This window comes from Candidatus Nitrosoglobus terrae (genome assembly GCF_002356115.1).
GTDB lineage: Bacteria > Pseudomonadota > Gammaproteobacteria > Nitrosococcales > Nitrosococcaceae > Nitrosoglobus > Nitrosoglobus terrae.
This window is the reverse complement of the sequence record NZ_AP014836.1, coordinates 992243-1004949: the sequence shown is the minus strand read 5'-3', so window position 1 is coordinate 1004949 and position 12707 is coordinate 992243. Positions and strand designations below refer to the sequence as shown.

Below are 12707 nucleotides of genomic sequence, written 5' to 3'. Positions count from 1 at the left end.
AAATTCAGCCTTTAACTCTAGATCTCACAGGTAGCCATTGGTGAAATATGCCAGTACTGCCAATGAAAGTGTATTCATAAGAGCATGAGCAAAAATCCCTGGCCATAGCGTACCCCAATAGCTGGTAAAGAGGGCAAGCACAATACCAAAAAGGGTAGTTTGTACTACCCCTATCCATCCTTGGTATAGGTGACCTAAACCAAACAGAAATGACGATAATAGTATGGATTTCCATCTACTGCCTAAGGCTATTTGGCATCGATTCAACAGAAAGCCTCGCGCCATTATTTCCTCATAAACTCCGACAAAGAACATCATTGCTGCAATTCCAATAAACGATATCTCATCACTAAATTGATCAGCAATAAATTGAAGCTGATTAAGATGCTGTTTAAGTAATTGTGGATCTATAGCAGATACTCCTGTAGTGAGTACTATATTAGCCCCTATACAGCTAAAAAATACAAGCAATATCCGACCAAAATCCTTTAAAAAAAAGACTCCTAACCCTAAATGTCGCCAGCTTTGCCCGCGTATAACGAGTAAAAATCGCAGTCCAAGAAGAATAATAACCCCCTGTAATACCAATAAAAAAGAGAATCGATTCTCAATGATAGCTCTACTTACCAATCTAACTGCAATTGTACTAATGCCTACCAAAAGTAGAGCAAGCGCGATATCAATCCAAGCTTGTTGCCGACTTATCATGTATCAAAACCCATATCAATAATAGTTATATAAAAAAACATCATGGCTAATAAATATCAGGAACTGTTAATATAAAAAATTTAACCTCAGAGGGTATTTATAGAAATGACACCCGCACTAGAGCTGATCAAGCTTAGCAAATCCTATTGGGAGGGAGGGAAAAAACATCGGGTACTTTACGATCTTACAGCCACTATACAGCAAGGCGAATGTGTTGTATTACTTGGGCGTAGCGGCTCAGGTAAATCTACCTTACTTAATCTAATAGCGGGTATTGACTTTCCGGATAGCGGTAAAATTAACATTAACGGGATAGAGATCACCCAACTCTCAGAGGAGACTCGAACTTTACTCCGTCGCCGTTATATCGGCTTTATCTTTCAATCCTTTAACCTTATCCCAACCTTGACGGTAGAAGAGAACCTATTACTACCATTGGAACTTAACGGTCAGAATAACTCAGTGAATCGAGAATATGTCCGAAACTTACTTCAGGAAGTGGGTTTATTAGCGCGATCCCATAGTGCCCCAGGCGGAGAACAGCAACGAGTGGCCATTGCGCGAGCCTTAGTCCATGCTCCATCACTCATATTGGCTGATGAGCCTACGGGAAACCTAGATCTGGAAACTGGTCGCCGAGTTTTAACCCTACTAGATCGTCTTACTAAACAGGCTGGAAAAACTCTCATCATGGTTACCCATAGTCTAGAAGTTGTTGGACAAGCTGATCGAATTCTTCGCGTAGAATCTGGTGGATTAGTCGCTGAGGAATCCCGATAAATGATTCCAATCCTATGGCGGGCTAATTGGAGAGGTTTAAAACAACACCCCTGGCAAGTTGCCTTGACCCTCTTAGGTATTGCTTTGGGCGTTGCTATAGTCATTGCCATTGATCTGGCCAATACAAGTGCTTATCGATCTTTTAACCTTGCTGCCAAAACTTTAGCAGGTCGAACAACTCACGAAATTATTAGCGGTCCTAATGGTTTACCTGAAGCATTCTATACTCAACTACGCTTAGATTACCCTTTATACCCTTCTGCCCCAATTATAGAAGGCCAAGTTTATCTGCCCCATGATAAGGGCAAACAATTACGATTATTAGGTATTGATCCCTTTGCTGAAAGCCCATTTCGTGACTACTTCAGCAACATAGATACAGAATCAACTATAAATATAGCTGCCCTATTAACCCAGCCTAACACCGTTATCATCGAGTATAGAACCGCGCAGCAGCTTGGACTTAAATTAAATGATCAGATTGCCGTCTATATAGGATCTCATATTACCCAATTAACTATCATAGGTATTTTTCAAGGAAATGAGCTAGCGCAACACGGTCTAGCTAATCTATTGATTGCTGATATTGCTACTGCTCAAGAAGTACTAGATCAAGTAGGCAGAATAAGCCGGATTGATCTGATCTTACCTACAGGTAAGGCAGGTACTGCCCTACAAAATCAACTGCAAAAAGAATTACCCCCTGAAGCAACCCTCATTCCAGCCGGTACTCGTAGTCAAGCAATCACTGAGATGACCCACGCCTTTCAGCTTAATCTGACCGCCTTAAGTTTATTAGCGTTATTAGTAGGCAGCTTTATTGTTTTTAATACCGTGGCCTTTCTATGGCTACAACGTCGCCGCCTCATGGGTTTGTTACGGGTACTAGGCGTTACACAAAAGCAAATATTTTTACTACTAGTCACAGAAGCGGTAGCCCTTGGAGTACTAGGCTCGATAGGCGGCGTGTTCCTTGGAATTATGCTTGGACAAGGATTTATTGGATTAGTGAGTCAAACTTTTAACGATCTTTATTTCTCAGCCCAAATCCAAGCTTTATTTATCTCCCCAGGCTCTTTAGTAAAAGGTATCCTACTAGGCTTAGGCGCTACATTAGTGGCTACTATAGTCCCAGCACTGGAACTTACTTATGTATCTCCAAGTGTTAATTTGCGGCGATCTCCGCTGGAGACCCAAGCGCGTTACTGGTTGAAATGGGCTACTTTCATCGGCGGAAGCTTATTAATTACTGGGTTTCTAATCTTACTCATAGCAAATAAAAGCATTATCTTAGGTTTTGTGGGCTTAACTGGCCTTCAGATAGGGGGAGCTTTACTGGCACCGGTTCTAGGCACCTTTTTCCTTATCCTTATCCAACCCTCCCTACGTTATTGCTTTGGGATTTTAGGCCAATTGGCGGTTCGGGGTATCATCGCTAGCCTGAGTCGCACCGGTATAGCTATGGCGGCATTAACCTTAGCAATTGCAGCAACTGTAGGTATTGGTATCATGATAAACAGTTTTCGGCTCTCCGTAAGCCAATGGCTATCAATGACCTTACAAGCCGATCTTTACGTCTCTGTCCCCGGTGCCCACACCGGCCCGGCTCATAGCTCTCTGGATTTAAGTTTAATTGAGACTATCACTTCCATGCCCGAAGTAGCCGCTATTAGTACTACCCACTGGATACGGCTTGAGGATAAAAAAGGCTTTATCGATATGGTTATTTTCCAGCCAGCCCTACAAAGCCTTGCTAGCTTTCGGTTTATCGCTGGCGATCCGAAACAGGTATGGCAAGCCTTCATCCATGATGAGGCAGTACTTATCTCTGAGCCTTACGCCTATCACCATCATCTATCCCCAGGCTCAAACCTAACGCTGCGTACCGATCATGGAGATCATACTTTTACTGTAGCCGGAGTTTATCAAAGCTATGGATCAGATCGAGGAGTGGTCACTATTCATCGCCATACTTATGCCCATTATTGGCTTGATACTAAGATCTCGGGTATAGGTATTTACGCTCGATCCGATGCAGATATTGAGCTAATCCGCCAAACTTTATGGCAAAAAATACAGCCCGATCACCCCATCCAAATTAACACTAATCGAGCTATTCGGGAACTATCGCTACAAATTTTTGATCGCACCTTCGCAATTACTGAAGTAGTGCGTACATTAGCAGGATTAGTGGCTTTTATCGGCATCTTTAGTGCTTTGATGGCGCTTCAGCTAGAACGGAGCCAAGAGTTTGGAATATTACGTGCTATTGGGCTAACCCCTCGGCAGCTATGGTATCTGATGGTAGGGCAAACTGGATTGATGGGATTAGTCTGCGGTCTGCTCTCTCTCCCCTTAGGGCTAGCTTCCGCCGCAGGTTTAATTTATGTCATCAACTATCGCTCCTTTGGCTGGAGCATGGCACTTTCCATCTCTTCGCTAGATCTACTCCAAGGAATTGCTCTTGCTTTAATTGCAGCGATACTAGCGGGTCTTTATCCTGCTTGGGGTATGGCGCAAACTGCTCCAGCTACCGGATTAAGGAGTGAATAACTTACAAAACTTAGGCTATCCCTTGATACGAAATGGATAAATTTTTGGCGAAAATAAACGCCCTTCCTTATGATCACGGATAATAGTTTGCTCAATAATACTTACCGGCAAAGGCTGGCTTAAATAAAAGCCCTGAATCAAGTCGCATCGATGGTCTTTAAGAAAAACTTTCTGCTCATAAGTTTCTACCCCTTCAGCAACTACTTTTAATCCTAAACTATGAGCCAGCGCAATAATACCCGTAATGACCGTAGCATCCCCTGGATTATTAATAATATCCTGCACAAAACAGCGATCAATTTTTAACGTGTGGATAGGCAGATTTTTCAAATAATTTAATGATGAATACCCTGTACCAAAATCATCAATCGCTAGATTAACCCCTTTCTCTCTTAGCTTTTGTAGCTTGGGGATAACCTTTTCTGCAGATTTCATCGCCAAGCTCTCCGTAATTTCAAGCTCTAACCACTCGGGAGGTAAGCCAGTTTTCTCTAATACGGCGAGAATTTTATCCACAAAACCTCTTTCCTCTAGCTCTCGACCTGATACGTTGACCGAGATATAAAAAGGATCTATTCCTCCTTGTAACCAAGCCTGCATCTGACTACAAGCCTCATGTAGTACCCACTCACTGATAGGAAGAATAAGCCCTGTCTCTTCTGCCTGGGGAATAAATTCTGAAGGTAAAATAAGACCGCGCTCTGGGTGCTGCCACCGTATCAACACCTCCATACCCGCCAGTTTTTCAGTGTAAAGATCCACTTGAGGTTGATAGTAAAGAAGGAACTCACCCCGATCAAAACCTTTACGTAGATCAGCTTCCAACGCCAGTTGATTAGCCGCTGCCATACCCATACCTTTTTCATAGAACTGGTAATCACTACCCCGTTCCTTAGCTCTAAACATGGCCGTATCTGCATGTTTAATCAATGTACTTACGTCCTCACCATCCCCCGGGTATAACGAGATTCCAATACTGACACCAATATATATTTCCTGTCCCATAAATGAGAAAGGTTTAGAAAGCACATTACAAATCTTAGTAGCTATATTTGCTATAATCTCACGGGAGCGAATACCTTCCAAAATAATGGTAAATTCATCCCCTCCCAGCCGAGCAACTTTATCTCCCGATCGAAGACAATGAACAATACGATCAGCAGCGGCTTTAAGTAGCAAATCCCCTATATCATGACCTAAAGTATCATTCACTAATTTAAAACGATCCAGATCGAGAAACAGGACGGCTGATAGCTCATCTTCGGAGAGAGGATTAGCCATTAATTCCTCAAGATATTTTTTAAATAGCGTCCGATTTGCCAAACCCGTAAGCGGATCATAATAGGCAAGCTGATAAATATTCTTCTCAGCGTGACTAGCGTCTAGTAAACGGGCAACTCGCTGCCGCAGTACAGCAAAATTTACCGGTTTGGAGATATAATCAGTAGCACCTACAGCAAACGCACGCTCAATTGAATGTTCATCATCCAATGCGGTAATAATCAACACTGGCGTGTGCTGGCCACTTGGCAAATTCCGTATTTGAGCACAAGCCTCAAAGCCATCCAAAATAGGCATCATAGCATCCATCAAAACCAAATCTGGCATTTGCCGCTCACAAACGGCTAGCGCCTGATCACCATTTACGCCCTCTTCAATCTGATAATTACCTGCTTCTAAGACGTTACGCAGTGCCATACGCATAGCCCGATCATCATCTACAATTAAAATTCTCGAGCGTCTCTTTTCCATAGGAATACAGGATGATCCTTTATCCCACCGTTTTTCCTGCTGTAGCGCCTCTTTAACCAAAGCATATTCTGCAGTTAATGCAGTCAACAAATCATTAGCGCCCTCAACAGAGTAAGCACACCCTAAATCCTCCAACTCCTTAGCAATAAAAGCAAATCGAGTAGCTCCAAAATTTTTCGCGCTTCCTTTAATACTATGGGCTATTTCTCGTAATTCTTTAGTATCGCCCTCTGCAATTGCTTTTGGCAGTAAATCGAGATAGGTCGGTGTATCCTCAAGAAAGATTTCAATCATTTTAAAGAAGGCGCTACCCACATTAGCTTGAAGCCTCTTCAGTATTTCTCTATCTACTGGCGTATTATGGTTTTCTAATTTTTCTATCTCTTTCTGCATCTTTATAGGTATTTCAGCTTCTAATTTAGCCTCTAGCGGATTTGAGGAGTCCAGCCAATGTTGTAACTTACCCTGCAACAAAGCTAATCGTAGCGGTTTAGGTAAATAATCATCCATACCGGCAGCGAGGCATTTATCTACCTCTCCTTCACTCGCATTAGCCGTCATGGCGATAATAGGTATTTCTCTTTTTTCAACCACTTCCAAGGCTCGGATCCGGCGAGTTGCTTCATAACCATCCATCTGTGGCATGTGACAGTCCATTAATATCAAATCATAGTGTTTATGTGTTATCGCCGCTAACGCTTCTATTCCATTAGCTGCTATCTCAATCTGGCAACCAAGTCGCTCTAACATTCCAGTAACGACTTGCTGATTAACTGCATTATCTTCTACAGCTAAAATCTGATAGCCTAAAAACCGATTTAATTGTTCAGCCTGATCATCCAGCGTAGCCTTTATTTCTAGTCTCTCATCTTGACTCATCGTTGTCATGATACTGTCATATAGGATAGATTGACGCACGGGTTTACTAATACGATAGATCCTGCCATGTTCAGATTCAGGTTCGCGCTGATAACCCATCACTATAATTTTTACCTGTATTACCGGATCTTTAATAATCTTATCGACCAGCCCATTCCCCTCCATGCCCGGTAAATGCTCGTCTATCAGGACAAAATCATAAGGGGTTACAGCAGTATGTAACATCTGTATAGCTTCTGCTCCGCTCTCAGCGCTGCTATAATCCATATTCCAAGCACTAAAAGTCTGTGCTAAAAAACGACGATTAATGCTACTATCATCCGCAATCAATACACGTAATCCTTCTATACCCGCTTTGTTAATAGTGTTATCCTGATTTTGCTGGGCTACTGATTCTGCTAGCGGCACCGTAAACCAGAATATACTGCCTTTACCACTCTCGCTATTTACCCCAATCTCTCCCCCCATTAACTCAACCAACTGGCGACAGATGGCCAAACCTAAACCAGTGCCTCCATATTTACGGGTAGTGGAATTATCCGCCTGAGAAAATGCTTCAAAAATACGCTGTTGCGCCTCTACTGGAATCCCAATACCCGTATCTGTGACTTCAAAGCGGAGTACTACTTTATCAGCTAATCTCTCATCAGCTTGAATTTCTATAGAGATTTCCCCTTGCTCTGTAAATTTAAGCGCATTGCCGGCTAAATTTATCAGGATTTGCCGAATCCTAGCTGCATCACCTTGTAAAAACTCAGGCGTATTTTTAGCCACTACATAGCCTAAATCCAAGTTTCTCCGGCGTGCTTGACCTGCCAATAAACCTATGATATCGTCCAAAACCTCCCGTAAATTAAAATCAGTGGGATCAAGTCTGAGTTTTCCCGATCCAATACGGGAAAAATCCAAAATATTACTGATAAGTTCTAGTAAAATTTCCCCTGAGCTACACGCTGCTTTTACATACTCCCGCTGCTTAACTGTTAATTCCATATTACGTAGTAGCTCTAACATGCCTATCATTCCATTAAGCGGAGTACGAATCTCATGGCTTACATTCGCTGCAAATTCCCCTTGAATACGGGCAGACTCTAGAGCTGCATCACAAGCTCTTTTCAGCTCTTGCTCCCGGGTTTCCAACATTAACATCATGGTATTAAAAGCGATCCCCATATCCCGAATATCTTTAGGACCGCCAATTTCAGCCCGCACTTTCCTGCCGCTAAGCTCTGCCTGCTGCATTTTTTTTGCCAAATTTCTGAGTGGCGTTGTCATGCGCGCAGTAATAATGAGTAAAAGCAAGAGCAATACTCCAGCTAAGGTACCAGAGATCAATAGGTTTCCCTTCCAAATACCTTCTCTTAACGTTTTTAACGTATCTTTACTCATGGCTACTTGCACAAAACCAATAAGTTCAGATTTAGGAGGCTCTACTACAAACGGTGAATCCTCCAACTCAGCGCCATCTCGGTGAGTATAAGCAGGGGCAATAAAATACCAAGAGTCCTTAGTTTCTCGCACTAATGCGAGGGATTCTGGCTGTTGTCGTAAAAACGCCTCGGGCAAAAGGATATTTTTACCTTTTGAAAACAGCACCTGATAGGCTTGATCATAAATGACCACTCCTTTAATATCAGGAAAATTTAAAGCGGCTTGGGCAATATCCTGCGCATTATCTGCGCTTTGATAGAGTAAAGTGAGAGTACTTTGGGCAGCAAAGTTTGCGGTAATATTTCGTCCTTGATCAAGCAACATTTTACGAGCCGTACTGCTCGATAGGGTGGAAATGGCAAGCGAGGAGATTAATGCTAAGGAGATAATTCCAATAGTAAACGTAAGCACTAATTGCTGCCGAAATCCTACTGGGCGATAAAAAATCTGTAACCACCTTTTCACTATACGCTCCTACTTAGGCGGAAAAATTAAATTAATCTTCCGTCTCATCGAACTTGTCAATTTAAGCCCTAAATGATCAGCGGTACGTATATTAACCGCCATTAAAAGATCATGTAACGGGAGAATACCCAGATTTTTATCATTATGAATTTTATTTAAGGTAAGCTCAGCAAGGCTACGACCCATACTTTTATTATCCGGGTAAAGCGCAAACAAAACCCCATTTTTTATATAAGCAAGATTACTGGAAAATATCAGTAGGTTTCGATCCCAAGCCTCCTTTAAAGTGGGAGGTAGAACCGTTTTCTCATCAAAGGAGGGATCTTGGGGTATCCAAATTGAATCTACTCCACTTTCCATTCTACTTAAGATATCCCGATACAAAATAGCCGCCTCACGCACATCTTGGGTTGGAAATTCATTAAGCTCAAAATCATAAATTTTAGCGCTGATCCGAGCCCTATCGATAAGCCAACGACTATATTCTTGGTTATAAATTACCGTAATTCTCCTAGTTTGGGGAGCGATCTCCTTAAGGGTTTGAAAAAGCGCTTCTGGATCCGGTGTCAATGAAATACCGGTAAGATTATTCTCATCTGGAGCAGTTAATACTGATCCTACAACTATCTCAAATTCAGCCTCTAATTTCTTTGCTAATAATAATCCACGGCTTCCAAGAAAAATAGCCGCCTTAATCTGCTCTTTTTTAAGCCAAATACTGATTTTTTGGCTATTATCGTTCTCCTCCAGCGCATATTTTTTGACCGATTCCCCTAATCTCTCTTCAATACCGTTCATGATAGTACGAAAAATACTTCGATAAGGCTCTCGAATATCCGGATAGAGCACTGCTACAGTTAATGGAGATGATATGGCGTCCTCCCCTATGCCTAGTCCAATTAAAGTGAGCCATAAAAGAAAATAGACAATTGCGCCCCTTGTAATTTTAATACACAATTGAGTAGCTCTTATTAAGACCTATAAAGCGCGCTAGTTTCTAAAAATAATCTTGTATTTTTAGTTTGACACTTTTAGCGGGTTTAATAAGAGATCCATAGAAATAACTAGGAACCCTCTATTAATTTCCTAATTTAACGATTAATTTTTTATACGCTGAATCAATTATCCTGTTTTCTGTAATTTGTAGCATATTTAAAAGTGCAGTCTAATCTCCCCATAAAAATTTCTTCCCAGTAGGGGCAAATCATTGGGAACCAACACATTTGAACCACTCAATAGACTAGGCTCCCGAGCATTGTCATTAAATAGATTCCGTACGGAAAAGGCCGCTTCCCAACGATTTCCAGCCATCATCCGGCGTAGAGTAAAATCAAAAATAGTGTAACCGCCTAACGATGGGCGAGGATCGCCAGCTGCACGGGGTCGAAATCCAACCCAATTAACCTGTGGGTTGAAATGCCAATTAGGTAAAAATTCCCAGTTTAGACGGGCATAGATATGATTTTGGGGGGCATTAGCTGCCAACCCACCAGTTTGATCGTTGGTGGAATATTGAAAAGAGTAATTCCCCAGTAATCGAAGATTCGACCTAATTTTCCACTCCGCCCCCAGCTCAAACCCCGATCCGGTTTGCCCACCCACATTTCGAGCAATATTGATAATTGAATTCAGATTACTAGAATCTGGAACAAATTGAATCATACTATTCCAGATATAATGAAATAAACTGAGATCCACACTCAGCTTCTCCACAGGCCGATAATTAAAAGCCAACTCCACGGTATTAACTGTCTCTGGCTGAAGATGGGGATTACCCAAAATCGCTGGATTATTAATACCATATAGCTCAGCAAAGGAAGGGGCACGAAAGGCGCGGCCATAGAGCAGCTTAGTCGTCAGATTATACCGAGTGAGCCAAACTAAAGCTACTCGAGGGTTGAGGGTGGAGCCAAAATCTGAAAACTCATCATAGCGTAATCCTGCCGTAAACTCCCAGTCTCGGGCAAGATTCCAAGTATCTTGCAAAAAAGCATAATAATTAATACGGAATTTCCCTGAGGGCATAAAAACTTGGCCAGGATTATTGCTTACATTAGTTAGTCCAGTAGGAAGAGGCTGAGGTAATCCAGTTATCCCATTAATGCTATAATTTTTGGTTTCTTGAGCATTAAGTTCGGCATAGCGAACTCCCGTACCCCCATGAATCCGGTGGCTATCAAATCCTGTATAAGCCCCTTCCACACCTAAGCGAACATGATTTTCAAAGGTCTCGGGGCCATCAAACACTCCTGCGGGAAAAGTATTATTAAATGCTCCTGGGGGATAAACTTGAGCCAATTGATCAGCCAGTACGTCAGTCCTAAAATAGCTTAACTGAGCAGTCATATCCCAGTTTTTACTAAATTCCGGATTATGATAGGTGAGATCCGCATTGACCTGATTATTACCAAACTGACCTACGGGATCCAAGGCTTGGGCTAAACCTACTCCGTCCCCAGCATTTTGTAACCGCTGCAGACCGGCGCGAAAGCGCCAGTATTGTCGAGAGATATCCAAGCGGACATCAATATTTTGTCGCTGTAAATTTACTGGACCCGGGGCCAGAGAGGCATGAGTACCAAAGGCTTGGTCAAAAAGCGTTTGGGCATCCGCATTAATGATTTGCCCCGAACCCCCAGTATTATGGTACTGCGCCATAAACGCAACATCAAAGCCTCCCCAAGTGCCTCCATGAAGGGCCCAGCCATCCCAAGTATTAAAACTCCCAGCACGACCCCCAAGTTCAGTGCCGTCAATATCCTCTTTAGTTTTTGTAATTACATTAATCACCCCAGCAAAAGCATTGGCACCATAAAGGGCTGAACCTGGCCCTCGAATCACCTCAATTCGAGCGATGGACTGCACCGGCATCCCGGGCCATGCTTGACCTCGATTGCCTAAATAAACGCTGGTAATCGGAATACCATTAACCAACATCAACACTTGAGGATTATATTGAGAATACATTCCTCGGAAAGTATAAATCGGATCGTAACCTAAAGCATTGACTGATACTTGGAGTCCAGGCACTGTTTCCAGTACCTGATCCAGCTCAGTCGCCCCCATTTCTTTAATTTCTCTTGCCGTAATCACCGTAGCAGCTGACGGGGCTTGGGATATGGGTTTTTTACTGCCCGTAGCCAGACTAATCATCTCCTCATCCCCATAGATGCCTAAAAGCGCTTCTTCTTCTTTTCCCAAACTTTGTGCCATTACATTCCCTATAGATGCCACCCATAAACACAATATAACGCGAGCAATTGACCCCATGTAAAAAAATAGAATGATAAACTCTGACCTTACTTTAGCTACCAAACGCGGTGAAGTTTACCTTCATATTGAATACGATGACAGGACAGTGGAAAAAAAGTACCTACTGTTTTCTCTGAAGCTTCGAGATAACAAGGAAACATTCCAGCGGAAAAATTTAAAACGGCAAAAAGACGATATTCTTGGGTAGATATGCCTTGATCGGCGTGTAATGCTGCAGAAAGCGCCGCAATACTCATATCCAAACGCCAGCGCCCTTGGGATAAAATTTTTTGAATATCAAAAGCTAACTTAACGTACGGGCCACTGGCAAACCCTAATTCTGAGGCCAACGCCATAGCCGGTTCTATCCGCTCGTCTTTGCGCGGACCAGGACGGCCATAGCCAGGGATCACTCTATATTGTTTCAGCTCTAGCCGAATGAATTCTTCAAGATTAACCCCTGTTTCTAGCTTTTCCTGAGCCCTAAATAAAAAATCAATCGCTTGGACAATGGGTCGATGACCATAAATAGTGGCCTCTGAAACCGCAGTAGCTGCACTAATTGCCAGTGTAGCTGTACTTCTAGTAGTCCCTGCCAAAGCTGCAATACGATTATTCCATATTCTTGGCTCAGGATAACTAGTGCACAAAGTCCAAATACCTTCAAACAGGCGCATTTGCTTTTCATTAAAAATCCGACCGGTCATACCATAAAAAAGCAGCGCCATCCAGGAGAGATCTTTAAGTTCATGAAACAGATCTTTACCTCGAAAGACAACGCGTCCTTCTTCTGGAAACCACGCTCCCATACGGGAGATCCAACGATGTTCGCTTTCTATCAGAGATTTATAACCCTTCATAGCATGCTTCCTTAAATTGGTAGAAGG

General features: G+C 42.6%; 7 protein-coding genes. 2 read left to right on the top strand and 5 right to left on the bottom strand.

Annotation, left to right across the window (positions count from 1 at the left end; translation table 11 throughout):
- Nucleotides 1–24: 24 nt before the first annotated feature.
- Nucleotides 25–708 carry a CPBP family intramembrane glutamic endopeptidase gene (locus tag TAO_RS04870; protein ID WP_231910587.1) on the bottom strand — a complete coding sequence of 228 codons (684 nt, stop codon included), beginning with the start codon at nt 706–708 and terminating at the stop codon, nt 25–27.
- Nucleotides 709–813: 105 nt separating this feature from the next.
- Here TAO_RS04870 and TAO_RS04865 point away from each other — a divergent pair, with 105 nt between their 5' ends.
- Both TAO_RS04865 and TAO_RS04860 read left to right on the top strand, forming a co-directional pair.
- Complete coding sequence (locus tag TAO_RS04865; RefSeq protein ID WP_096526871.1) at nt 814–1488, top strand: ABC transporter ATP-binding protein; 675 nt, start codon at nt 814–816, stop codon at nt 1486–1488.
- The gene (locus TAO_RS04860) at nt 1489–4041 is read left to right on the top strand and encodes an FtsX-like permease family protein (protein WP_096526870.1); all 2553 of its coding nucleotides are present in this window, start codon (nt 1489–1491) and stop codon (nt 4039–4041) included.
- A 15-nt stretch (nt 4042–4056) separates the two neighbouring features.
- Here TAO_RS04860 and TAO_RS04855 read toward each other — a convergent pair whose 3' ends face one another.
- The 4 genes from TAO_RS04855 to TAO_RS04840 form a co-directional block, all read right to left on the bottom strand.
- Complete coding sequence (locus tag TAO_RS04855) at nt 4057–8568, bottom strand: EAL domain-containing protein (RefSeq protein ID WP_096526869.1); 4512 nt, start codon at nt 8566–8568, stop codon at nt 4057–4059.
- A gap of 9 nt (nt 8569–8577) precedes the next feature.
- The gene (locus tag TAO_RS04850; RefSeq protein ID WP_231910586.1) at nt 8578–9525 is read right to left on the bottom strand and encodes an ABC transporter substrate binding protein; all 948 of its coding nucleotides are present in this window, start codon (nt 9523–9525) and stop codon (nt 8578–8580) included.
- Between the two features lie 195 nt (nt 9526–9720).
- A complete protein-coding gene (locus TAO_RS04845) occupies nt 9721–11781 on the bottom strand; it encodes a TonB-dependent receptor plug domain-containing protein (protein ID WP_231910585.1) in 2061 nt (686 codons plus the stop codon).
- Nucleotides 11782–11876: 95 nt separating this feature from the next.
- A complete protein-coding gene (locus TAO_RS04840; protein WP_096526868.1) occupies nt 11877–12680 on the bottom strand; it encodes a hypothetical protein in 804 nt (267 codons plus the stop codon).
- Nucleotides 12681–12707 lie beyond the last annotated feature (27 nt).